Below are 24,062 nucleotides of genomic sequence, written 5' to 3' on the forward strand. Positions count from 1 at the left end.
ACAATCAAGTACGAAAGCGATTGATAGCGTCGCGGGTTTCCTCGGCCACGCGGCGGGCGGCCTGGGCGAAGTCTTCGCCGGCGGCCTGGTCCGGTTTGGCGTAGAGGATGGCGCGCGACGAGTTGATCATCATGCCCATGCCGTTTGCCGTTTTGCCGGCCTTCACGGTTGCCTCGATATCGCCGCCTTGGGCGCCTACGCCCGGCACCAGCAGCGGCATGTCGCCGATGATGCTGCGCACTTGCGCCAGCTCCTGCGGAAATGTCGCTCCCACTACCAGGGCGCACTGGCCATTGGTATTCCACTTGTCGGCCACCAGGCGCGCCACATGCTGGTACAGCGGCACGCCATCGACCTTCAGGAATTGCAGGTCGGAACCGCCGGCGTTGGAGGTACGGCACAGGACGATAGCGCCGCGGTCTTTCCATTCCAGGTACGGCGCGACTGAATCGAAGCCCATGTACGGGCTGACGGTGACGGCGTCGGCGCCGTAGCGCTCGAAGGCTTCACGCGCATATTGCTCTGCCGTGGCGCCGATGTCGCCGCGCTTGGCGTCCATCACGATCGGGATGTGCGGGTAGTTCTTGCGCAGGTACTCGCAGATCGCTTCCAGCTGGTCTTCCGCCCGCAGCGCCGAGAAATAGGCGATTTGCGGTTTGAAAGCGCAGGCGGTGGCGGCGGTGGCGTCGATGATTGCCTTGCAAAAGGCAAAGATCGCATCCGGCTGCTGCTGCAGGTGCGATGGGAATCTGGCAACATCCGGATCCAGCCCGACGCACAGCAGGGAATTGTTGGCGCTCCAGGCGGCGGATAATTTTTCAATAAAAGTCACGGTGAAACCTTAATAATGCAAACCCCCGCATTGTAATTCCAATTTAGCCGGGAATAAGCGGAGTAGTCGCTATTTAACACTTGAGCGGCTATCGATAGTTTGCTAACGTGCATAACATTGTTTCTTTTATCAGGGATATCCATGAAAACCTTCTCCAAATGGCTGGCAATTGTTACCTTCGCCTCGCTGCTCAGCGCTTGCGGCTACAACGATTTCCAGGCCAAGGATGAAGCCGTCAAGGCTGCCTGGGGCGAAGTCGTCAACCAGTACCAGGGACGCGCCGACCTGGTGCCGAAGATCGCCCAGATCGTCAAGGCTTACGCCACCCATGAAGAAGCGACCTTTGAAGCCGTGACCAAGGCCCGCTCCGCGGCGACCAGCTTCCAGATCACGCCGGAAGTGCTGAACGATCCTGCCGCCTTCGAGAAATTCCAGCAAGTCCAGGGCCAGCTGTCTTCGGCCTTGTCGCGCCTGATGGCGGTGTCCGAGAATTATCCGCAGCTGAAAGCCGACGGCTTGTACCGCGACGCCCAGTCGCAGCTGGAAGGCATAGAAAACCGCATCAAGGTAGCGCGCAACCGCTACATCGTCGCCGTCCAGGACTACAACGTGCTGACGCGCAGCTTCCCGACCAACCTGACTGCGATGGCGATGAGCTACAAGGTCAAGCCATCGTTCACCGTGGATAATGAAAAGGCGATCTCGACTTCGCCCGACGTCGATTTCGGCGGCAAAAAATAATGTCGCTTAAGGCCATCCCGGCAATCTCGGCAATCCGCCTTTGGCTGCCGGCGCTGGCCTTGTGGCTGGTGCTGGCCGGTTTATCGGCAGCACCCGCCGCGGCGCAGACGCAGGTGGCGGTGCCGCCCCTGCAGGCGCATGTCACCGACCTGGCCGGCATGCTGCAGCCGGCGCAGCGCGATGCGCTCGACAGCACCTTGAGCGAATACGAAACGCGCACCGGCAGCCAGATCGCCATCTTGCTGCTCAGCAAGACCGAACCGGAAGGCATCGAGGACTATGCCGTGCGCGTGGCCGATGCCTGGAAGCTGGGGCGCAAAGGGATCGACGACGGCGTCATCCTGCTGGTGGCGAAAGACAATCCGAAAGCCTTGCGGCGCATGATGATACTGACCGGACGCGGCGTCCAGGGCACGCTGACCGATGCCCAGTCCAAGCGCGTGCTGCAGGACATCATCGCACCGTATTTTTCCAAGAACGACTATTACGGCGGCCTGAACGCCGGCATCTCGGCCATCATGCCGCTGCTGGACCAGGAAAATTTTGCGCCGCCCAGCCATAAAGCCGGACCGGCCCAAGAGCCCTCCTCCGACTGGCTGGGCGCCTTAGCGCCGCTGCTGTTCTTCGGTTTCTTCATCCTGATCACCATCATTTCACGCGCGCGCGGCGGCAGCGCCGGTTCCGGCCGTTCGCTCAACAGCAATGTCTGGGGCAACGCCGCCGGCGTCATCATCGGCAGCATCCTGAGCCAGGGCGGGCGTGGCGGCGGTGGTTTTGGAGGAGGAGGCGGATTCGGCGGCGGTGGCGGCGGCGGCTTTTCCGGCGGCGGTGGCGGCTTTGACGGCGGCGGCGCCTCGGGAGACTGGTGATGGCACATACCCTGCAACGCATCTGGCGTCATTTGCTGACTACCCGGCGCAACGCGCGACGGGCGTTTCCGGCAAGCACGCTCAAGGCTATTCAGCAGAAAATCGCCGACGGCGAAGTCACGCACCGGGCCGAAGTCAAAATGATTGTCGAAGGATCGCTCAGCCTGCCCGCCGTGCTCAACGGCGTGACTTCACGCAACCGCGCCCATGAACTGTTCTCGCATTACCGGATCTGGGACACGGAAGAAAACGTCGGCGTGCTGCTCTACGTCAACCTGGCCGACCACAAGGTCGAAATCATCGTCGACCGCGCCATCGGCCGCGCCACCAAGCCTGCCGACTGGCAAGCCGTGTGCAAGACCATGACCAAGGAATTCGCCAACGGCGCATTCCACGACAGCACGCTGGCGGCGCTGGAACAAATGAACGGCCTGCTGACCCAGCACTTCCCCGACGAAGGCCGCAAGAAAAACGAGCTGTCGGACAAGCCGTTGGTACTGTAACCGCTTCAATTAATTCGACTCTGACCCTAATTACTCCAATTAAATCGACTCTGACCCTAATTGATTATTTAGGGTCAGAGTCGATTTGTTTTGGGCTGCGGCTTTAGCCGTTTTCGTAGACCCATTGCAGCAGGCCGTCTTGTGCGGCTTGTCCGCGGGGGGCGTTGGGGTGGTTGATCAGGCACACTACCGCGTAGTACTTGCCGGAGGCGGCCAGCACGTAGCCGGCGATGGCCCTGACATCGTTCAGGGTGCCGGTCTTGACGTGGGCCTGGCCGGCGACGCTCTGGTTTTTCAGGCGTTTGCGCATGGTACCGTCGTAGCCTACCAGCGGCATCGAGGAGACGAATTCCGGCATGACCGGTGACTGGAAGGCTGCGGCCATCATGCGGCCCATGGTTCGGGCCGAGACCCTTTCGTTGCGCGACAGTCCCGAACCGTTTTCGATCACCAGGCCGCTGGCGTCGATGCCCTTGTTGCCGAGCCAGCTCTGGATGGCGCGCGCGCCGCGCTCGGGCGTGGCCGGCACTTTCAGGATATCGGCGGCGATGGTCAGCAGCACTTGCCGCGCCATCACGTTGTTGCTGTACTTGTTGATGTCGCGTATCACTTCCGGCAGCGTCACCGAACTCCATTCGCTGACCAGGGTGCTGCCGGCCGGCGCCAGGCCGTTTTTCACGACGCCGCTGAACGTGCCGCCGAGGTCGCCCCACATTTGCCGGAACACTGCCCCGAAGTACTGGGTGCTGCTCATCTTGTAGGGATTGACGTACCAGGTCTTTTCACCGCAGGACGCTGGCAGCGCGCCGTTGAAACTGGCGCCGTCGGCGTCCACCGCGGCCTGCAGCTTGCCCTGCCAGTCGTCGCAACTGCCGCTGCCCAGGCGCGGCGGCGTGACCGGGTAGCCGCTCATCGGCGGATCGATCAGCACATTGACCTGGCGCGTTTCCGGATTCGGCACGAACTGGAATGTCAGCGCCTTGTAATTGAGCAGCAAGGCATCCGGGCCGACGTTATACGGTTTCATCGGATCGCCGTCGAATTCGGAGGGATCGTAGGCATTCTCGTCAAACGTGCTGCGGTCCAGGACGATATTGCCGCGGATGTCGCGGATGCCCTTGGCGCGGATCTGGCGCAGGAACAGCCAGAAATTTTCCAGCACCAGCTTGGGATCGCCGTTGCCCTTGAAGATCAGGTCGCCCTGCAGCACATTGCCAACCTGGCTGCCGTTGGTATACGCCTGGGTTTTCCAGCGATAGGTCGGCCCCAGCAACTCCAGCGCGGCGTCGGTGGTCACCAGTTTCATGGTCGAGGCCGGATTGAACGGCGTGCCGGCGTTGGCTGAGGCCAGCACCTTGCCGGCGCCGTCGACCTCTTGCACATAGACGCCTACATTCTGGGCCGGGATCCCGGCAAGCTGCAAAGCCTTGCCGAACGACGGCGGCGGCGCCGCGGAGGATTCTTGCGCCTGGACGCCGGGCAGCAGGAAGGAAGACAACAGGAGGACACTGATCGCGTGGAGTTTATTCAAGTCGGCACCGGTGAAAAAGAAGGTTTGCGCAGGATTATCCCACGCGTTCACACGATGCAAAGGAAGGAACTGCAGCCGGCAGCCGAATAGCGCCGGCAAGGGTTGGAAAAATCAGAAAATGGAGCCGCTGCGGGATGCCACCGGCGATCCCGATGTGTACTTCCAGGCTGCGGCCTCAGAGCAATGCCGGTATGGCTTCCAGGATAATCAAAGCCAACAGCGCGCCGCACACAGCGCCGATGGCGCGCAGGCTGCCGCGGGCAAACCTGGATGCAACCGGCACTTCGCCGCACAACACCACGCCGGCGATGGCTGCCGGTATGAAAAACAGCAGGTTGTTCATCACCAGGTTGACCATGGTCATCTCCTTTGTCTACTTGTAATTTCAGTATAGTTTTCTCATGCTCAATGACAAGGTCGAATAATTGATTGACAACAGGCCGGGCATAGCTGAAACAGGATGCAATCGAACTTGTGCTGTCCTGCACAATTTTCTTGACCGCCATCCGCCGCGCGGCTACTATCCACCAGTCTAAATTTTATGGAGTCCCTTTAATGGGCACTTGTTCGAGTGACAGTTGTAGCCAGACCCGTTCTGGCTCCGCCTCGGCAAGATAACGCAGGATTTCCCTGCCGTCATCTCGCCACCGGCGGATGATGGTATCCCAGCGCCTGGAATCCTTTCCCGGGCGCGCAGTATTCCACCACCTGATCTTGTTTCATCCAGAGTTGCGCCGCCGCGCCGGCAGCGCACCCGGCTGAATCTGGCCCTGACCATGGCTAGCGCCGTTGTCGCGGCCATCGAACACTTGCATCCAGCGCTTGAGATAGATCCGAGATTGTCATCAAGATGTCACCGATCGAATTTACAGTCTGGTGCCGTTCTAGAACTTTTTTCTTTTTGCCGACAGGCTGTCATCCGGATGGGTTGCCAGTCGTTAACACAAAGTCAAGGCGATAAAGTTAAAGGCGATAAAGCTAAAAGCACGCAACAAGCGACACACTGATCGACAACAGCCGACCGCATTGCATGAAAAAAGAAGAAGACCATGAATCTGAACATCCTGAGAGAAACATTCGTTAGCTTTGTCCGCACCCACGGCATGGACCGCCACTTCCGCCGCCTCGGCGCGGACATGTTCCGCAGCACCCCGGTCACCAAGGATGTGCCGCCCTCGCTGGCGGAAAACCTGTCCTCTGCCGCCCATGTCGATATCAGCGAACTGTTCAAGACCCTGCACAGCCGCGCCGACGGCCTGACCGAGGCCGAGGCGGACGCTGCCCGCGCCAGCGCCGGCCCGAACGAGGTCGAGCACGAAAAGCCGATCTCGAAATGGACGCACCTGTGGCAATGCTACAAAAACCCGTTCAACCTGCTGCTGACCGTGCTGGCCGCCGTTTCCTACCTCACCGAAGACATGAAAGCCACCATCGTCATCGGTTCGATGGTGGTGCTGTCGACCTTGATGCGTTTCATCCAGGAGTCGCGCTCCAATACCGCCGCCGACAAGCTCAAGGCCATGGTCAGCAACACCGCCACGGTGCTGCGCCACGACCTGGCCGAAGACATCGCCGAGGAAGCCCTGCGCTACTTCGACGTCACCTTGCATCCGAAGGGCGCGCGCCGCATCGAACTGCCGATCAAGAAGCTGGTGCCGGGCGACATCGTCCAGCTGTCCGCCGGCGACATGATCCCGGCCGACCTGCGCCTGCTGACCGCCAAGGACCTGTTCATCAGCCAGGCCGCCATGACCGGCGAATCGCTGCCGGTGGAAAAATTCGTTACCCACCGCGGCGCCGCCACCAGCAACCCGCTGGAGCTGGACAACCTGTGCTTCATGGGCACCAACGTGGTCAGCGGTTCCGCCACCGCGATCGTGGTCACCACCGGCAACCGCACTTACTTCGGCGCCCTGGCCGAGCGCGTCACCGCATCCGACCGCACGCCTACCGCGTTCCAGTCCGGCGTCAACAAGGTCAGCTGGCTGCTGATCCGCTTCATGATGGTGATGACGCCGGTGGTGTTCCTGCTGAACGGCTACACCAAGGGCGACTGGGTCGAAGCGTTCCTGTTTGCGATGTCGATCGCGGTCGGCCTGACGCCGGAAATGCTGCCGATGATTGTTACCTCGACCCTGGCCAAGGGCGCGGTCGCGCTGTCGCGCAAGAAGGTGATCGTCAAGCGCCTGGACGCGATCCAGAACTTCGGCGCCATGGACGTCCTGTGCACCGACAAGACCGGCACCCTGACCCAGGACAAGATTTTCCTGGAACGCCATACCGACATCCTCGGCGAGCAGGACGACCTGGTGCTGGAATACGCCTACCTCAACAGCCATTACCAGACCGGCCTGAAAAACCTGCTGGACGTCGCCGTCCTCGAACACGCCGAGCTGCAGCGCGAAATGGCGCTGGCCTCGGCCTACCGCAAGGTCGATGAAATCCCGTTCGACTTCCAGCGCCGCCGCATGTCGGTGGTGGTCAGCGAACGCGAAGACCATCATGAACTGATCTGCAAAGGCGCCGTCGAAGAAATCGTCTCGGTCTGCACCCACGCCCGCCACAACGGCCAGGTGGTGCCGTTCACCAAGGAACTGCTGCAGGAAATCTACGAGACCACCTCCAGCCTGAACGCCGAAGGCTTGCGCGTGGTGGCGGTAGCCGCCAAGGACCTGCCGCCGACCAAGGAAGTGTACGGCGTCGCCGATGAAAGCGACCTGGTCCTGATCGGCTATATCGCCTTCCTCGACCCGCCGAAGGAATCCACCAAGCCGGCGCTGGACGCGCTGCGGGAACACGGCATCACGGTCAAGATCCTGACCGGCGACAACGAACTGGTGACCGCCAAGATCTGCCGCCAGGTCGGCCTGGCCGTGGACGGCATGCTGCTCGGCAACGACGTCGAGAAAATGAGCGACGCCGAGCTCGCCGTCGCGGTCGACACCACCACCGTCTTCGCCAAGCTCAGCCCGACCCACAAGGAACGCATCGTGCGCGTGCTGCATGACAAGGGCCACGTGGTCGGCTTCATGGGCGACGGCATCAACGATGCGCCGGCATTGCGCGCAGCCGACATTGGCATCTCGGTCGACACCGCGGTCGATATCGCCAAGGAAGCGGCCGATATCATCTTGCTGGAAAAGAGCCTGATGGTGCTGGAAGAAGGCGTGCTGGAAGGCCGCAAGACCTTCGCCAACATGCTGAAGTACATCAAGATGACCGCCAGCTCCAACTTCGGCAATGTATTCTCGGTGCTGGTCGCCAGCGCCTTCCTGCCGTTCCTGCCGATGCTGCCGTTGCACCTGCTGGTGCAGAACCTGCTGTACGACATCTCGCAGATCACGATTCCTTTCGATAACGTCGACAAGGAATTCCTGGAGAAACCGCAGCGCTGGAACGCCGCCGAAATCGGCCGTTTCATGGTGTTCTTCGGTCCGATCAGCTCGATTTTCGACATCACGACATTTGCCTTGATGTGGTACATCTTCGGCGCCAACACGCCGGAACACCAGACCCTGTTCCAGTCCGGCTGGTTCATCGAGGGCTTGCTGTCGCAGACCTTGATCGTGCACATGATCCGCACCCGCAAGATCCCGTTCTTCCAGAGCCGCGCTTCGTGGGCCCTGATGAGCATGACCCTGATCATCATGCTGGTCGGCATCCTGCTGCCGATGTCGCCGCTGGCCCATTACTTCAAGCTGCAGGCTTTGCCGCTGACTTACTTCCCATGGCTGCTGCTGATCCTGGTGGCCTACGCGGTGCTGACGCAGGCAATGAAAGGCTGGTACGCCCGCCGCTACGGCTGGCAATAAGCTGCGGCGCCAGGGGAACGGGACAGGTCATCGTCCCGGCCCCTGCAAAAAGAAAAGCCAATCATGCGATTGGCTTTTTTTACGTCCCGGCGCTGGCGCGGTGTTTATCCGACCAGGCCTGCCGCGATGTTGATCGACAGGCCCAGGATGGCCGAATTGAACAGGAAGGTCAGCACCGACTGCATCAGCACGATCTTGCGCATGGAGCGCGTCATGATGCTGACGTCGGAAGTCTGGACCGCGACCGCCATCGTGAAAGAGAAATACAGGAAATCCCAATAGTCGGGATTTTTTTCATCGTCAGGAAAACGCAGCGGCAGCTTGTCGCCCGCGCAGGCATAAAACAGGCGCGCGTAATGCAGCGCGAAGATGGTGCCCACCAGGAACCAGGAGCCCAGCACCGTCATGCCGGTAAACATGTAGCGCAGCTCTTTCGGGCCCGGCAGGAAATCCTGGGTGTGCGCCAACCCCAGCACCACCGCGCCGATGCTGCTGACCGCGGCGACGCAGATCAGGACCAGTATCACGGTATCGTTCTCGTCCTCGATGGCGGCGCGCCTTTTCACCTGCCCCGAGCTGGCCCTGGCCATCATCCACCAGAGCATCGCCAGGTAAGTCCAGACGCCGGCGTTCCAGCCGATCAGCAGGCGCGTCAGGTGCGAGCTCGTGGGCTGGACCGTCCATACCGCGAGGCCGACGATCAATGCAATCATCAGGCGCGGGTGGGTATGGAAAACCAGGCGGCGCAAATTATTCATGCTTGTCCTTTTTGAATCCGGTGTCGATGCAAGGCGAAATTGAAAAAACGAGGCCGCATTGGAGCCGCCTCGCCGTTTCTTAATCGATAGCATATTGCAACTGCGGATTCCCGTGTGTTTTCGTTTTAAGGAAAACACACGGCGACGCAGCCCGGTCAGTACGGTTTATTCGGCAGGAATTTTCCGTCCAGGGTAATCACCGCACGCGAACCGCCTTCAGGGTCTTCTACCCGTTTCAGGTCCAGCTTGAAGTTGATGGCGCTGATGATGCCGTCGCCCAGTTCTTCATGCACCAGCATCTTCAAGGTGGTGCCGTAGATTTGCAGCATTTCGTAGAAACGGTAAATGGTCGGATCGGTAGGAATCCCGCCCGGGATGCTGCCGCGCAACGGAATCATCTGCAGCTCCGCCGCGGCTTCCGGCTCCAGGCCGAGGCGCCGGCAAACCATTTCGGCGGCGACCTTCGGCAAGGCATGCTGCCCCAGCAGCGCTGCCGTGACATAGGCCACGCTCAGGCCGCTGCCTTCGGCCAGCTGTTTCCAGGACAGATCCTTGAGGGCCTTGGCGGCGATGACGCGAGAAGTGAGGGCGACGCGGTTGTCTTGATATACGTTTGCTTGTTGCATGATGTTTCCTTTTCAGTGAGAGAACGGACGAAGAACTGCCAATGGTTAAGCGTTAAGCAGCCAGCACGCTGCGTTTGGCAGGCGTAACGACGGTTTGGGGAAATTCGGCGAGCGAGACGAATTGATTGCTTGCGCCGTCCAGCGCCACGATCGAGCCAGTTTCAATGTCGTACACCCACCCATGCAGGTTCAGGCTGCCCTGCTCCAGCGCCAGCGCGACCGAAGGATGGGTCCTGATGTTGACTAGCTGGGCGATGACGTTTTCACGCACCATCGAGCTCAGCCGGGCCGCAGGCGAGGCATGGGTACGGGCTGCATTCACCGCTTTGGCGGAATCGGCATGGCGCAGCCAGCCAGCCACCGCGGGCAAGTGATCCAGGCATTTGCAACTGGAGATAGCCGTCATGGCGCCGCAATCGGAATGGCCGCAGACCACGATGTCGCTCACGCCCAGTACGGCGACCGCATATTCGACCGTGGCAGTGACGCCTCCCGGCGCCGAGCTATAGGATGGAACGATATTGCCGGCATTGCGGATCACGAAGATGTCGCCCGGATCCTGCTGGGTCAGCAATTCCGGCACGACGCGGCTGTCGGAACAGGTGATGAACAATGCACTCGGGTTCTGGGCGGTGGCCAGTTCCTTGAACAGCCCGGACAGGCCCGGGAAGGTGTGCTTCTGGAATTTCAAGACCCCATCGACGATGGACTTCATGGCGTTTCTCCTTGTAGCTGTTGAAGTAATGGAGCCATGATGAAGGCGTCGAACTATTAGGTCCAAGACCGATATACAATAATCTCAATAAGAATTTCCTATAGTTATCAAACATGCTACTACGCCATATCCGCTACCTGCTCGCCGTCGTCGAACAGGGAAACTTCACCAGGGCGGCGGAAGCCTTGTATGTTTCGCAGCCGACTTTGTCGCAGCAGATACGGCAGCTGGAAGAGACGTTGGGAGTGCAGCTCCTGGACCGCAGCGGCAGAGTGGTGCGCGCCACCGATGCCGGTGAAGCTTATGTCGCCTACGCCCGCAGGGCGCTGCGCGAGCTGGAAGCCGGCCAGCGGGCTATCCACGACGTGCGCGACCTGTCGCGCGGCACGCTGCGGCTGGCCATGACGCCCAGCCTGACTTCTTATCTGGCAGGACCGTTGATCGCGCGCTTCAACGCCAGCTACCCCGGCATCGCGCTGCAGGTGATTGAAAAGACCCTGGATGCAATTGAAACGGCGCTGGCGGCGGACCAGGTTGACCTGGGGCTGGCCTTCAGCCAGGTCCGCTCGCAGGAAATCAGCAGCCGGCCCCTGTTCGTGGAAAAGCTATGCGTGGTGGTCGGACTGACGCACCCGCTGGCCAAGCGCCCGGCTGCCAGGGCGCTGGCAGCGAGCGAGCTTGGCCGGCAATCGCTGGCGCTGCTCAGCAGCGACTTCGCCACCCGCACTTTTGTCGATGCTTACCTGCAGCAGCAGGGCATCTCGCCCAACATCGCCATCGAAGCCAATACCATTAGCGCGATCGTGGAAATCGTCCGCCGCGGTGGCGTCGCCACCATCTTGCCGGATGCGATTGCACGCGAACATCCCGGGCTGCGGGAAGTCCCGCTGAACCCTGCCTTGCCGCACCGCACGGTCTCGCTTTTGTGGCGCAAGGACAGTTATCAAAGCGCTGCGGCCAGCGCTTTCGCCGAGCTCGCCGGCAATCTGGCTGCCGCTGAATAAAGCTGCAGACGCCGCAAAAAACATGCCGCAATGAAAAAACGCCCTTGCGGGCGTTTTCTGGATCATGTTTCGATCAGGTTTCGGTAATGTGCAGCTTGCTGGCCACCATATGCACCATGCTCTCTCCCGGCTTGCGCCGGAACTTGCGGCCGGCCCAGACCAGCAGGTCGTCGACATAGGTGAACACCACCGGAATCACCAGCAGGCTCAGGAAAGTCGATGTCACCAGGCCGCCGATGACGGCAATCGCCATCGGTCCGCGGAAACTGGAATCCGCACCCAGCCCGAGGGCGATCGGCAGCATGCCGGCGCCCATGGCGATGGTGGTCATGACGATCGGCTGGGCCCGCTTGTGGCAGGCATCCATCAGCGCTTCGAAACGGCTCATGCCATGGTCGCGGCGCGCCACGATGGCGTACTCCACCAGCAGGATCGAATTCTTGACCGCGATCCCCATCAGCATCAGCAACCCGATCAGCGACGGCATCGAGAACGAATTATGCGTGATCAGCAAGGCCGCGAACGCACCGCCAATCGACAACGGCAACGCCGCCAGGATCGTCACCGGCTGCAGGAAGCCCTTGAACAGCAGCACCAGCACCATGTACACGCACAGCACGCCGGTCAGCATCGCCAGCGCAAAGCCGGAGAACAGTTCCTTCATGATTTCGGCGTCGCCCAGCTCGCCGCGCTTGACGTTGGGCGGCAGGTTCTTCAGGTTCGGCAGCTCGTTGATCTTCGACATCACATCGCCGATTTCATGGCCGTTCAGCTCAACGTGGATGATCACGCGCCGGTTGCGGTCGAGGCGATCAATCCGCGCCGGGCCGCTGTCGAAGCGGATATCGGCCACCGAGCTCAACGGCACATTGCCGTTCTTGCCCTGCACCGCCAGGCGCTCCAGCACGCTCATGTCATGCCGCGCATCTTCCGGCAAACGCACGCGGATCGGAATCTGCCGCTCGGGCAGGTTCAGCTTGGCCACCGACTGGTCGTAATCGCCGGAGGTGGCGATGCGCAAGGTGTCGCCGATGGCCGAAGCGGTGACGCCGAGATCCGCAGCCTTGGCGAAGTTAGGCGTAACAATGATTTCCGGCCGCACCAGGCTGATGCTGGACGTAATGTTGCCGAGGTCGGGAATGGTGCGGATTTCGCGTTCGATGGCGCGCGTCACGGCGCCCAGCGCTTGCGGATCGTCGCCCGACAGCAGCAGCTGCAATTCTTCGCCGTTGCCGCCGCCGCCCACGGTAAACCGCAAGCCAGGCAACTGTGTCAGCAGCTTGCGCAATTCGCTATCGACTTCGGTCTGCTTCTGCTTGCGCTCCGGCGGATCCTTGAGCAGCACGGTCAAGGTCGAACGGCGCGCCTCGTCGCCGCCGATGGCGCTGTAGACCTGGGCGACATTCTTGTTGGTCATCAGCAGACGGCGCGCCTGTTCAGAGCTGGCGCGGGTTTCCGCCAGGATGCTGCCAGGCGGCAGTTCCAGCGTGACCTGGGTCTGGCCGCGGTCGCTGGGCGGGATGAAGCCGGTCGGCAGGAACGGGATCATGGCTAGCGACAGGATAAAGAACACCGCCGCCATGCCCATGGTCTTGAGCCGGTGGTGCATGCACCACGAAGCGACCGCCATGTAGGTGGTCATCATGCGGCTTTCTTTTTCCTTGTGCATCAGCGGCTTGAGCAGGTAGGCCGACATCATCGGCGTCAGCAAACGCGCCACCACCAGCGAGGTGGTCACCGCGATCGCCGCGGTCCAGCCGAACTGCTTGAAGTATTTGCCGACGATGCCGCTCATGAACGCCGTCGGCAGGAATACCGCGACCAGGGTGAACGTAGTCGCCACCACCGCCAGGCCGATTTCATCGGCGGCTTCCAGCGCGGCCTGGTATGGCGTCTTGCCCATGCGCAGGTGGCGCACGATGTTTTCAATTTCGACAATCGCATCGTCCACCAGGATCCCGATCACCAGCGCCAGCGACAGCAAGGTCACGCCGTTGAGGGTAAAACCGAGGAATTTCATCACCATGAAGGTCGGGATGATCGACAGCGGCAGCGCCGCCGCCGCCACCAGCGTCGCCCGCCAGTCGCGCAGGAAGAACCAGACCACCAGCACCGCCAGCAGCGCGCCCTCATACAGCAGCGACATCGAACCTGCGTAGTTTTCCTTGACCGCATCGACGTTGTTGAACGCTTCCTCGATCTTGACGTGGCTCGCCTTCTGGTTCAGCGTCGCGACGGCTTTCTGCACCGCGTCGGAAACCGTGATTTCACTGGCGCCCTTGCTGCGCGTGATTTCAAAGCCGACCACCGGCTTACCGTCGAGCAGCGTCAGCGCGGTGCGCTCGCCGATGCCGTCGGTTACCTTGGCGACCTGGTCCAGGCGGATCACATGGCCGTCCGGCAAAGCCATCTGCAAGGCGGCGACTTCCGCCACGTTGCCGACCGTGCCGATGGTGCGCACCGATTGCCGCGCGCCGCTGATGTCAGCCTTGCCGCCCGGCGCCTCCTGCTGCACGCGCTGCAGCTGGCGCGAAATCTGCGCCGCCGATACGTTCAGGGCCGCCATCCGTACCGGGTCCAGTTCCACCAGCACTTCGCGGTTGACGCCGCCGACGCGGTCGATCTTGCCGACCCCGGGGACCGACAGCAAGGCCTTGGAAACATCGTTGTCGACAAACCAGGACAGCGCTTCTTCATCCAGCTGGTCGGACTTGACGGTGTAGGTGATGATCGGCCGGCCCGAGGTGCTCGCCTTGCCGTAAACCGGATCGCGGACGTCGGTGGGCAAATCGCTGCGCACGCGGTTGACCGCGTCGTGCACATCGTCCATCGCTTCCTGGATATCCTTTTCCAGGCGGAATTCGATCTGGGTGTTGACTACCCCGTCGTTGATGGTGGTGTATATATGCCGGATGTCGGTGACGGTGGCGACCGAATTTTCAATCTTGCGCGCCACCTCGGTTTCCAGCTGCGAAGGAGAAGCTCCTGGCAGGCTGGTGGTCACCGAAATGAAGGGAAAATCGATATCGGGCGAATCCTGCACCAGCATGTCCTTGAAGCTCATCAGCCCCATGACGGTGAGCATGATGAACAGCAGGATGGCGGGAACCGGATGCTTGATGGAAAGCGCGGAAAAATTCATGGCCGGTCCTCGCTTATTTCATCGCCAGCGGTGCCGCCGGCTTGTTTTCCGGCGCTACCCGCACGGTGTCGCCGTCGGCCAGGAAGCCCGCGCCCTTTTCCACCAGCGTCATCGCCGCCGTGATCCCGTTCGCGCCCTGGGCAACCTCGATGCGGTCGCCAATGCGGCGCCCTATGGTGACCTTGGTCTGGGTCACTTTGTCATCTTTGCCCAGCTGGTAAACGTAGCTATAGCCGTCGCGCATCACCACCGCGCTCTGCGGCAAGGTCAGCGCCGTGGCGTAACCCAGCGCAAACTGGCCGGTGCCGAACATGCCCGCATGGACGTTGCCCGGCGCCGGCAGGTCGACATACACCAGGCCGTTGCGCGTGAGCGGATCGACGGTCGGCGCCACCATGCGCACCTTGCCGTCCACCACCACGCCATTGGTGACGCGCAGCTTGACCGCCTGCCCGACCTTGATCTGCAGCAGGTCGGTGGCATTCACTTCGCCGCGCCATTCGAGGCGGTTCTGGCGGATCAGCTTGAACAGTTCCTGTCCTTGCGACGCCACCGAACCAACCGTTGCGGTACGTGAAGAAATCACGCCGTCGTCAGGCGCCAGCACCTGGGTCTGGCGCAGCCGGATCTGCTGCATTTCCAGGCTGGCCTGGGCGGACTGCAGGCGCGCCTTGGCGCTGCGCTCGGCGACTTCGTACTGGGTGGTCTGCTGGCCGCTCAAGGCGCCGCTGTTGACCAGCGAACGCGCCCGCTCGGCATTGGCGTCCGCTTCCGACAAGGCCGCGCGCGCTTCTTCCACGGCAGCCTTCTGCTGGGCCACCTGGGCCTCTACGCTGTCGTTGCTGAAACGCGCCAGCACCTGGCCGCGCTTGACGATATCGCCGACATTAACCCTTACCTCTGCCAGCTGCAAACCACCCAGTTCGCTGCCGACCACTGCCTCCTGCCAGGCGGCGACGCTGCCGTTGGCCGACAAGGTCAGCGGCCAGTCGGCGCTTTGCGCCTTGGTGGTAGTGATGGTCAGCGAAGCTTTAGGCTTGCTTGTTTCTTTGTCGGCAGGTTTGCCGCTTTTTCCTGTAGTGGCCCAGACCGCGGCAGAACCGATGACGACGACCAGCGCCGCGATTGCTGTCAGTTTCAAAGATGGCTTTTTCATGACTCTCTTCTTTACATTTCTATATTAAGAACGTTCGGAGTTTGACGCTGCGGCAGGCGCGGCCGGCAAGGCCGCCTGCTCCGCCTGGTTGCGCCAGCCGCCGCCCAAAGCCTTGTACAGGGCAATCCAGGCCGCCACGTGATCGCGCTGCACGCTGATCTGGGTCTGTTGCGCAGCCAGGAAGGTGCGGCGCGCATCTTCCAGTTCAAACAGGCTGCCGCTGCCGGCCTTGAACTTGTCGTCGTTGGCGTGGAAGTAGCTTTCATATTCGCGCGCCGCCAGCGCCGCATCGTCTTCACGCCGCGCCGCCGCATCCAGGCGCACCAGCGCTTCCTCGATTTCGCGCGCCGCGCTGCGCACCTGCGACTGGTAGCCGGCATACGCCTCGTCGTAACGGCCGTGCGCCAGGTCCACCTGCGCCCTGCGCAGTCCGGCATCGAATAGCGGCAACTTGAGCGAAGGACCGAACGACCAGGTATCGGACCGGGAACTGCCGCCGTCGAAGCGCAAGCCGCCGATGCCGATGCTGCCCAGCAGCGAAATGCTCGGATAGCGATTGGCCTGGGCGACATTGATCTCGGCGCTGGCCGCTGCCAGCTCGCGCTCGGCGACAGCGATGTCAGGCCGCTGCGACAAAGCCTGCGCCGGCACGCTCTCGACCACAAAACCGCGCGGCGTCGGCAGGCGCTCATTGACAGCCAGCTTGGTGCGCAAGGCGGGTTCGGGAATGTCGGTCAGCGCCACCAGCGCCTTGACATCAAGGTCGCACTCGGTACGCTGCACCACCAGTTTTTGCCGGGCGTCCGCGGTGGAGCCGTTGATCAGCGCGCCGTCTGCCGGCGCGGTGAATCCAGCCTTGACTTTGAGCGCCGTAAGCTGGGCGGTCTGCTCGCGCGACTTCAGGTCCTGCGTCAGCATCGCCGCGGTGGCCACGCAAGCACGGTAGTTCACCAGGGTGCTGCCGACTTCCGCCGCCAGCGACACCTTGGCGCCGTACCAGTCGGCGTTGCGGGCGAACACGCGCGCGTTGGCGGCTTCCGCGGTCTTGCGCTTGCCGCCGAACAGGTCAAGCTCCCAGCTGGCGTCGAGGGTAGCGGTGCTGCTGGTGGCGACGGTGGCGACGCTGCCCAGGTTTGAGGTCAGGCCCGAGAGGGATTTGCTGCGTGTGCTGCTGGCGTCGGCGGCCACCGAAGGATAGAGCGCGCTGCCGGCGGAACCCGCCGTGGCGCGTGCCTGGGTGATGCGCGCCAGCGCCTGCGCCACGCTGGGATTGCTGGCCTCGGCCGTGGCGACCAGCTCCGCTACCAGCGGATCGTCGAATTGCGACCACCAACGCGTCAGGTCAGTAGCGCCATCGGCTTCCGCCGGCTTCGGCAAAGCGCTTTGAAATTGCGGCAGCACCGCTTGTGATGAGGTAGCTGGCGTGGGCACCTGGTAGGTAGGCCCGACAACGCAACCGGCGATCACCGACAGCAGGGGTACGCTGCCGAGCATCTTGAATAAACGCATCCTTTTCCCTTACATGATTTTTTGAGGGGCTCCCAAATGCGGGATTTTTAATTGTTTTAGCTGCTTTACTGGGTATGGCGCTGTCTGTGATTATTTGCTGCAACTCTCCAATGTACAGTGTGTATCGACACTGTAAAGAGGAAAATTGCTGCCGGGTATGCGATTGCGACAAGCTGCAGAATCGAGGGAATCAATCGACTAAAACACGGGATGAAATGCAATCGGACCGAATCGCAAGAAATAACAGCAAAAAAATATCAATTTATCTACTACAGATACGTCGTCAAATTTCTGCGCAGCAATAATAACTTGCTTCCACCCTGTTTAGTAAGTGCCATACCACTTTCGCCGCGTGGAACCAGGCGCCGACGGCTGCCGGGAATTCGGTGGAAGGCAGATGCTTCGGGGCAGCGCCATGCATGATGCCCGATTTTTTTGCACGATCATTAACCGATCATGAAGACTGGGGAATTAGAACAGCTCGTCCAACTGCTCGAAATAACGGCGTTTGTCCGGCTGGTCTGGCTCGCCGAGCGCAGCCATGATCGTCTTCGCCTTGGCTTCAGCGACCTGGTCACGCAGTTCGCGGTGGACGAAGGCTATGTCCAGCCAGCGATCGGCAATGCCGCCGCGGCCAAGATCAATGAAGAACAGCCGTTCGCGCGCATCGACGAAAACGTTGTTGCCGCACAGGTCACCGTGCGAGAACACCCGATCCTGATGCGGTACGTGGGCATGCAGATGGGCGACCAGTTTGGCTGGCGTGTCCAGTCCCGGCCAGGCATCAAGGTCGTGGTCGGGATCGATCAGGTTCTTCGCTAACAAGATGTCCAGTTCTCGCAGACGCATTGCCACACTGGCATCGAATGGACAATTGGACACGGACACTTGCTGGAGATTGCGCAGCGCTTCGCCGAACAGCGCCGAAACAGGCAGCCCGGCAGCGATACAGGTAGCCAGTGGCCGCCCCGGTACTGCCCGCGTGATCATGAACGCCTCGCCGTCGCGCTCGGCAGTGGCAACCACCTCTGGAACGTGCAGGCGTCCAGACAGCCAATCAAGCACCTGTGCTTCGCGACGCACGCTGTAGGTGGTATTGGCATAGGCCGTCGGCGAAGACTTCAGGAAGAAGCGCTCGCCGCCGCGCCGGAACTCGTGCACCGCACAGGGAGACTCTCCGATCTTGTCGGTTATCAAGTCGGCATCGCCGATGAAGCGGCGAATGGTAGAAGGCAGGTCGAGGCTCATGCGCAGATCAAGAAATCTAGTCGATTTTGATCGCCGTCTCCCATTAAACATGAGCTCGAAATCACGATCGCAAAATTATTTTCAATGAACAGGAAAGAAATCCGTGGTGGCAATTAAACATCAATAATTATAAAAAAACAATATTGATCCAGGATTTGTCCGGTGCGGCTACTCAAATATTTTCCTGGATGTTTAGTGTTGCTAGCTGCCGCACCTAGATAGAAGGACGTTGTTCAAGGGCTAGCCATGTGGAAATTCAGGATCAGATGAACAATATCCAAACTTGAGTGAATTCCGACAGATTATCCGGCGAACCCGAATGCGGGCTTGAAAAATCGACAGAGCGTCCCTATACTTAGCACTCGTTAGGAGAGAGTGCTAACAATCTCCTCGACCTAGTCACTCGCATGCAATAACAAGGCAATGCAGAGCGGTCAGTTCACTTTGCTGCGATATTGCTGCAAATACAAATAACCTGTTGAATCTTAAGGAGTCACATATGAATCTTCGTCCTTTGCACGATCGCGTCATCGTCAAGCGTCTCGACCAAGAAACTAAAACCGCATCGGGTATCGTGCTGCCGGAAGCTGCTGCTGAAAAGCCGGATCAAGGTGAAGTTCTGGCCGTCGGCAACGGCAAGATTCTGGAAAACGGCAACGTCCGTGCGCTGGCAGTCAAGGTTGGCGATCGCGTTCTGTTCGGCAAATACTCCGGTCAAGCTGTCAAGATCGACGGCCAGGAACTGCTGGTTATGCGCGAAGAAGATCTGTTTGCCGTAGTCGAAGGCAAGTAATCCGACCGATTCGGATGGCTCTCAATAGACAGTCTCTGCAATTTCACGGTTTTATCTGATCAGTTGGGGACAGAGTAATTCGTCGCACGGCGGCGACTCTCAAACTCTGTCCCGCAATGAGTCTTAATAGGAGAATCAAACATGGCAGCAAAGCAAGTAGTTTTCGGCGATGAAGCACGCGCCAAGATCGTCAACGGCGTCAACATCCTGGCTAACGCCGTCAAGGTAACTCTGGGTCCTAAGGGCCGCAACGTCATCCTGGAACGCAGCTTCGGCGCGCCGACCGTGACCAAGGACGGTGTTTCGGTTGCGAAAGAAATCGAACTGAAAGACAAGCTGGAAAACATGGGCGCGCAGCTCGTGAAAGAAGTTGCTTCCAAGACTTCCGACAACGCCGGCGACGGTACCACTACCGCTACCGTGCTGGCACAAGCCATCGTGCGCGAAGGCTTCAAGTACGTTGCCGCCGGTTTCAACCCGACCGACCTGAAGCGCGGCATCGACAAGGCTGTTGTCGCTATCGTTGCTGAAATCAAGACCCTGTCGAAGCCAACCACCACCAGCAAGGAAATTGCTCAAGTTGGTTCGATCTCGGCTAACTCCGACACCGACATCGGCGACATCATCGCCAAGGCAATGGATAAAGTCGGCAAAGAAGGCGTGATCACCGTCGAAGACGGCAAATCGCTGGAAAACGAACTGGACATCGTCGAAGGCATGCAATTCGACCGCGGCTACCTGTCGCCATACTTCATCAACAACCAGGAAAAACAGGTTGTTGCCCTGGAAAACCCGTTCGTCCTGCTGTTCGACAAAAAAGTGTCGAACATCCGTGACCTGCTGCCGATCCTGGAACAAGTCGCCAAGTCTGGCCGTCCTCTGCTGATCATCGCGGAAGATGTCGAAGGCGAAGCGCTGGCTACCCTGGTTGTGAACAACATCCGCGGCATCCTGAAGACCGCGGCCGTCAAGGCTCCAGGCTTCGGCGACCGTCGTAAAGCCATGCTGGAAGACATCGCCATCCTGACCGGCGGCCAAGTGATCGCTGAAGAAGTCGGCCTGACACTGGAAAAAGCTACCCTGGCAGAACTGGGCCAAGCCAAGCGTATCGAAATCAGCAAGGAAAACACCACCATCATCGACGGCGCCGGCGAAGCCATCACCATCGAAGCGCGCGTCAAGCAAATCCGTGCGCAGATCGAAGAAGCGACTTCGGACTACGACCGTGAAAAACTGCAAGAACGCGTCGCCAAGCTGGCCGGCGGCGTTGCGCTGATCCGCGTTGGTGCTGCAACCGAAGTTGAAATGAAAGAAAAGAAAGCACGCGTTGAAGATGCTCTGCACGCTACCCGCGCAGCAGTTGAAGAAGGCGTTGTTCCAGGCGGCGGCGTGGCGTTCCTGCGCGCACGTGCTGCAGTCAAGGACCTGAAAGGCGACAACGCCGACCAGGAAGCCGGCATCAAGATCGTGCTGCGCGCGATCGAAGAGCCGCTGCGCCAAATCGTATTCAACGCTGGCGGCGAGCCATCGGTTGTGATCAACGCAGTCCTGGCTGGCAAGGGTAACTACGGTTACAACGCAGCCGACGGCACCTACGGCGACCTGGTTGAACTGGGCGTCCTGGATCCAGCCAAGGTTACCCGTTCGGCGCTGCAAAATGCCGCATCGGTTGCCAGCCTGATCCTGACTACCGACGCACTGGTTGCTGAACTGCCTGAAGACAAATCGGCTGGCGGCGGCATGCCAGGCGGCATGGGTGGTATGGGCGGCATGGGTGGCATGGACGGCATGATGTAATTGACGCGGCCGGGATATTCCGGCCCTGACAAAACATCTGTTCTCATGTTTTGAAAAAGCCTGCGATGGTTATCCGTCGTGGGCTTTTTTCATTGTGCGGGCAATTGACGGCAATCGACGACAGGATGGTTGTTGCGCGCGCACCGCGCTCCGTAGTCCGTTAAATGGGGTCAGAGTAATTTTCGCAAAAGGCGCGAAAAAAAACTCCGACCCCATTTAACTGCGTCTGCGGTGTTTGTATTTTGCGGCGTTTGTATTTGTATAGACACGATGGTAATAACGCCATGCTTAAATGTTCCTTCCCATGCTTAACAAACGCTTATAAAATAAGCACCTACTAAAATACATAACGGCGGCGAGATTGTTGATGTTTATGCAATCAGCTGCCTTTTTTCATTCTGAAATGATAGAAATCAAAGCAGTCACCCAGCGCTTCAACGGCGCGCGCGGGCCGGTCGATGCGGTTCGCAACGTTAACCTGTCGATACGCAAGGGCGAGATCTTCGGCATCATCGGCCGCAGCGGCGCCGGCAAAAGCACGCTGGTGCGCTGCCTCAACCTGCTGAACCGCCCTACTTCCGGCAGCATCGTGGTCGACGGCAAAGACCTGACCACGCTGGACGCCGAGCAGCTGCGCGGCGCGCGGCGCGAAATCGGCATGATCTTCCAGCATTTCAACCTGCTGTCGTCGCGCACCGTGTACGACAATATCGCGTTGCCGCTGGAACTGGCAGGCTTGTCCAAAAGCGAGATCGCCAAAAAAGTCACGCCGCTGCTGGAACTGGTCGGACTGACCGCGCTCAAGGACAGTTATCCCGCGCAAATCAGCGGCGGCCAGAAACAGCGCGTCGGCATCGCCCGCGCGCTGGCCAATGAACCGAAAGTCCTGCTGTCCGACGAAGCCACCTCGGCGCTCGATCCGGAAACCACCCGCTCCATCCTGGAACTGCTGCGCAAGATCAACCGCGAACTGGGCCTGACCATCGTCCTGATCACGCACCAGATGGAAGTCATCAAGATGATTTGCGACCGCATGGCGGTAATGGAAGCCGGCGAGGTGATTGAACATGGCGAAGTGCTAGAACTGTTCCGTTCGCCCAAACATGAAGTCACGCGCGCCCTGATCGGCGACGTGATTGCCCAGGAACTGCCGCAAGGCGTTTTGCAGCGCCTGCGCGCGCGACTGGCCCAAAGCGACGCCGGCAGCGGCACCGACCACCTGTTCCGTTTTGCATTCACCGGCTCCGGGGTCGACCAGCCGCTGCTGTCGGAAGCGGTCCGCAAATTCGACCTGGATTTCAATATCCTGCACGGCCAGATCGATGAAATACAAGGGCAGGCGTTCGGCTCGCTGGCAATCCTGGCCAACGGCACCAGCGAAAACATCAGCGCCGCCATGGCTTACCTGAGCGCGCAAGGCGTCACCGTAGAGGAGTTGAACCATGTCATCTGAAATGCTCGATCTGTTTTTGTCGTCGTTCGGGGAAACCCTGATGATGGTGGGCATCTCCGGCATACTCGGCGCCCTGCTCGGCGTGCCGCTGGGCATAGCGTTGCACCTGACCGGCCGCGACGGCGTCCTGCCGCACCCGCTGTTCAACCGCGTCGCGGGGCTGATCGTCAATGCGGTGCGCTCGACACCGTTCATCATCTTGCTGGTCGCGGTGATACCGTTCACGCGCTTTTTCGTCGGCACCTCGATCGGCACCGCCGCCGCGATTGTGCCGCTGACGATAGCCTCCGCCCCATTCATCGCGCGCCTGGTGGAAACCGCGCTGCGCGAAGTGGAGCGCGGCCTGATCGAAGCCGCGCAGGCGATGGGCGCCACCACCTGGCAGATCGTCTACAAGGTGCTGGTGCCGGAAGCCTTCGCCGGCATCGTCGCCGGCCTGACGATTACCTTCGTCAGCCTGGTCGGCTACTCGGCGATGGCCGGCGCCATCGGCGGCGGCGGCCTGGGCGACCTTGGCATACGCTACGGTTACCAGCGCTTCCTGCCGGAAGTCATGCTGCTGGTGGTGGTTATCCTGATCGTTTTTGTGCAGCTGGTGCAGACGCTGGGCGACATCCTGGTGCGTCGTCTCAGCCACCGCTGATTTTTTAAGGACCCTGCATTGGCCGTGCAGGATCCTCTGTGATTTTTGAAAGGAAGAAAATGAATCGTCGTCAATTGGTACAATTTTTTGCAGGCTTGGGCCTGTTCGCAAGCCTGGGCGCTGCTCCCGTCGGCGCTGTCTTCGCGCAAGACAAGCCGGTCAAGATCGGCGCCACCGGCGGCCCGCATGCGCAGATCCTGGAAATCGTCAAGAAAGTCGCCGCCAAGGACGGCTTGAATATCCAGATCGTCGAATTCAGCGACTATATCCAACCCAACGCCGCGCTGGCTGCAGGCGACCTGGATGCCAACAGCTACCAGCACCTGCCCTACCTGGAAGCGCAAATCAAGGATCGCGGCTACAAGCTGGTGAACGTCGGCTACACCATCACTTTCCCGATGGGCGTGTACTCGAAGAAAATCAAATCCCTCAAGGACCTGAAAACCGGCGCCCGTGTCGGTGTTCCCAACGATCCGACCAACGGCGGCCGCGCCTTGCTGTTGCTGCAGGCGCAAGGCGTACTGAAATTGAAAGCGGATGCCGGCTTGAAAGCCACGCCGCTGGATATCGTGGACAACCCGAAGAAACTGAAGATCGTCGAAATCGATGCGGCCCAGCTGCCACGCTCGCTGGATGACCTGGACGCGGCTGCGATCAACGGCAACTATGCCGAATCGGCCGGGCTGGATCCAACCAAGGACGGCATTGCCATCGAAGCCGCCAAGGGTCCTTACGCCAACGTCATCGCCGTGCGCAGCGCCGACAAGGACAAGCCCTGGGTAGCCAAGCTGGTCAAGGCTTACCACAGCCCTGAAGTCAAACAGTATGTCGTGACCCAGTTCAAGAGTTCCGTGATTCCAGCCTGGTAATACATAGGCAAAAGCCCGCGTTGCATAGGCAGCGCGGGCTTTTTTTTGTCCTGGCCTATCT

At 60.3% G+C, this 24,062-nt stretch carries 20 protein-coding genes; 10 read left to right on the forward strand and 10 right to left on the reverse strand.

Features of this window, described 5'->3' with window-relative positions:
• Nucleotides 1-4: 4 nt before the first annotated feature.
• Entirely contained in the window at nt 5-832 is an 828-nt protein-coding gene (gene pyrF / locus V8G57_RS09745; RefSeq protein ID WP_342829203.1) for an orotidine-5'-phosphate decarboxylase, read from the reverse strand.
• A 141-nt stretch (nt 833-973) separates the two neighbouring features.
• Between pyrF and V8G57_RS09750 the strand changes: the two genes are divergently transcribed.
• From V8G57_RS09750 to V8G57_RS09760, 3 genes are read left to right on the forward strand one after another with little or no spacing between them, the layout of a single operon-like run.
• On the forward strand, nt 974-1,573 hold the full coding sequence (locus V8G57_RS09750) for a LemA family protein (RefSeq protein ID WP_342829204.1): 600 nt from the start codon (nt 974-976) through the stop codon (nt 1,571-1,573).
• Entirely contained in the window at nt 1,573-2,442 is an 870-nt protein-coding gene (locus tag V8G57_RS09755; RefSeq protein ID WP_342829205.1) for a TPM domain-containing protein, read from the forward strand. The genes V8G57_RS09750 and V8G57_RS09755 overlap by 1 nt, the downstream gene beginning before the upstream one ends.
• Nucleotides 2,442-2,945, forward strand: a complete 504-nt coding sequence (locus tag V8G57_RS09760) for a TPM domain-containing protein (protein ID WP_342829206.1) — start codon at nt 2,442-2,444, stop codon at nt 2,943-2,945. The genes V8G57_RS09755 and V8G57_RS09760 overlap by 1 nt, the downstream gene beginning before the upstream one ends.
• A gap of 103 nt (nt 2,946-3,048) precedes the next feature.
• On the opposite strand, the gene dacB is transcribed toward V8G57_RS09760, so the two are convergent.
• Both dacB and V8G57_RS09770 read right to left on the reverse strand, forming a co-directional pair.
• The gene (dacB, locus tag V8G57_RS09765; protein ID WP_425458257.1) at nt 3,049-4,476 is read right to left on the reverse strand and encodes a D-alanyl-D-alanine carboxypeptidase/D-alanyl-D-alanine endopeptidase; all 1,428 of its coding nucleotides are present in this window, start codon (nt 4,474-4,476) and stop codon (nt 3,049-3,051) included.
• A 175-nt stretch (nt 4,477-4,651) separates the two neighbouring features.
• Nucleotides 4,652-4,834 (reverse strand): hypothetical protein, encoded by a 183-nt coding sequence (locus V8G57_RS09770; protein ID WP_092400927.1) that lies wholly within the window; start codon nt 4,832-4,834, stop codon nt 4,652-4,654.
• Between the two features lie 691 nt (nt 4,835-5,525).
• Here V8G57_RS09770 and mgtA point away from each other — a divergent pair.
• Nucleotides 5,526-8,288 carry a magnesium-translocating P-type ATPase gene (gene mgtA / locus V8G57_RS09775; RefSeq protein WP_342829207.1) on the forward strand — a complete coding sequence of 921 codons (2,763 nt, stop codon included), beginning with the start codon at nt 5,526-5,528 and terminating at the stop codon, nt 8,286-8,288.
• Between the two features lie 104 nt (nt 8,289-8,392).
• On the opposite strand, the gene V8G57_RS09780 is transcribed toward mgtA, so the two are convergent.
• The 3 genes from V8G57_RS09780 to V8G57_RS09790 all read right to left on the reverse strand — a co-directional run bounded on the left by V8G57_RS09780 (nt 8,393) and on the right by V8G57_RS09790 (nt 10,387).
• On the reverse strand, nt 8,393-9,046 hold the full coding sequence (locus tag V8G57_RS09780) for a DUF1345 domain-containing protein (RefSeq protein ID WP_342829208.1): 654 nt from the start codon (nt 9,044-9,046) through the stop codon (nt 8,393-8,395).
• Nucleotides 9,047-9,201: 155 nt separating this feature from the next.
• Entirely contained in the window at nt 9,202-9,672 is a 471-nt protein-coding gene (gene cynS / locus V8G57_RS09785; RefSeq protein ID WP_342829209.1) for a cyanase, read from the reverse strand.
• A 52-nt stretch (nt 9,673-9,724) separates the two neighbouring features.
• The gene (locus V8G57_RS09790) at nt 9,725-10,387 is read right to left on the reverse strand and encodes a carbonic anhydrase (protein ID WP_342829210.1); all 663 of its coding nucleotides are present in this window, start codon (nt 10,385-10,387) and stop codon (nt 9,725-9,727) included.
• A 113-nt stretch (nt 10,388-10,500) separates the two neighbouring features.
• Between V8G57_RS09790 and cynR the strand changes: the two genes are divergently transcribed.
• Entirely contained in the window at nt 10,501-11,391 is an 891-nt protein-coding gene (gene cynR, locus V8G57_RS09795; RefSeq protein WP_342829211.1) for a transcriptional regulator CynR, read from the forward strand.
• A gap of 73 nt (nt 11,392-11,464) precedes the next feature.
• Here the strand turns inward: cynR and V8G57_RS09800 are convergent, their stop codons facing one another.
• From V8G57_RS09800 to V8G57_RS09815, 4 genes are all read right to left on the reverse strand, one after another.
• On the reverse strand, nt 11,465-14,533 hold the full coding sequence (locus V8G57_RS09800; RefSeq protein WP_342829212.1) for an efflux RND transporter permease subunit: 3,069 nt from the start codon (nt 14,531-14,533) through the stop codon (nt 11,465-11,467).
• Between the two features lie 13 nt (nt 14,534-14,546).
• Nucleotides 14,547-15,689 carry an efflux RND transporter periplasmic adaptor subunit gene (locus V8G57_RS09805; protein WP_342829214.1) on the reverse strand — a complete coding sequence of 381 codons (1,143 nt, stop codon included), beginning with the start codon at nt 15,687-15,689 and terminating at the stop codon, nt 14,547-14,549.
• A 24-nt stretch (nt 15,690-15,713) separates the two neighbouring features.
• The gene (locus V8G57_RS09810) at nt 15,714-17,198 is read right to left on the reverse strand and encodes an efflux transporter outer membrane subunit (RefSeq protein WP_342829215.1); all 1,485 of its coding nucleotides are present in this window, start codon (nt 17,196-17,198) and stop codon (nt 15,714-15,716) included.
• 471 nt (nt 17,199-17,669) lie between these two features.
• Nucleotides 17,670-18,446 (reverse strand): APH(3') family aminoglycoside O-phosphotransferase, encoded by a 777-nt coding sequence (locus V8G57_RS09815; RefSeq protein WP_342829217.1) that lies wholly within the window; start codon nt 18,444-18,446, stop codon nt 17,670-17,672.
• A gap of 499 nt (nt 18,447-18,945) precedes the next feature.
• Between V8G57_RS09815 and groES the strand changes: the two genes are divergently transcribed.
• The 5 genes from groES (at nt 18,946) to V8G57_RS09840 (ending at nt 24,001) form a co-directional block, all read left to right on the forward strand.
• Nucleotides 18,946-19,239, forward strand: coding sequence for a co-chaperone GroES (gene groES, locus V8G57_RS09820; protein WP_092400802.1), 294 nt, complete (start codon nt 18,946-18,948; stop codon nt 19,237-19,239).
• Nucleotides 19,240-19,380: 141 nt separating this feature from the next.
• Nucleotides 19,381-21,036, forward strand: a complete 1,656-nt coding sequence (gene groL, locus V8G57_RS09825) for a chaperonin GroEL (protein ID WP_092400799.1) — start codon at nt 19,381-19,383, stop codon at nt 21,034-21,036.
• A 403-nt stretch (nt 21,037-21,439) separates the two neighbouring features.
• A complete protein-coding gene (locus V8G57_RS09830; RefSeq protein WP_092402158.1) occupies nt 21,440-22,489 on the forward strand; it encodes a methionine ABC transporter ATP-binding protein in 1,050 nt (349 codons plus the stop codon).
• A complete protein-coding gene (locus V8G57_RS09835; protein WP_014007699.1) occupies nt 22,479-23,132 on the forward strand; it encodes a methionine ABC transporter permease in 654 nt (217 codons plus the stop codon). The genes V8G57_RS09830 and V8G57_RS09835 overlap by 11 nt, the downstream gene beginning before the upstream one ends.
• Nucleotides 23,133-23,191: 59 nt before the next feature.
• Nucleotides 23,192-24,001 (forward strand): MetQ/NlpA family ABC transporter substrate-binding protein, encoded by an 810-nt coding sequence (locus tag V8G57_RS09840; RefSeq protein ID WP_342829218.1) that lies wholly within the window; start codon nt 23,192-23,194, stop codon nt 23,999-24,001.
• The last annotated feature ends 61 nt before the right edge of the window (nt 24,002-24,062 follow it).

Origin of the sequence: Collimonas rhizosphaerae, assembly GCF_038896935.1 — a bacterium.
Classification (GTDB): Bacteria; Pseudomonadota; Gammaproteobacteria; order Burkholderiales; family Burkholderiaceae_D; genus Collimonas; species Collimonas rhizosphaerae.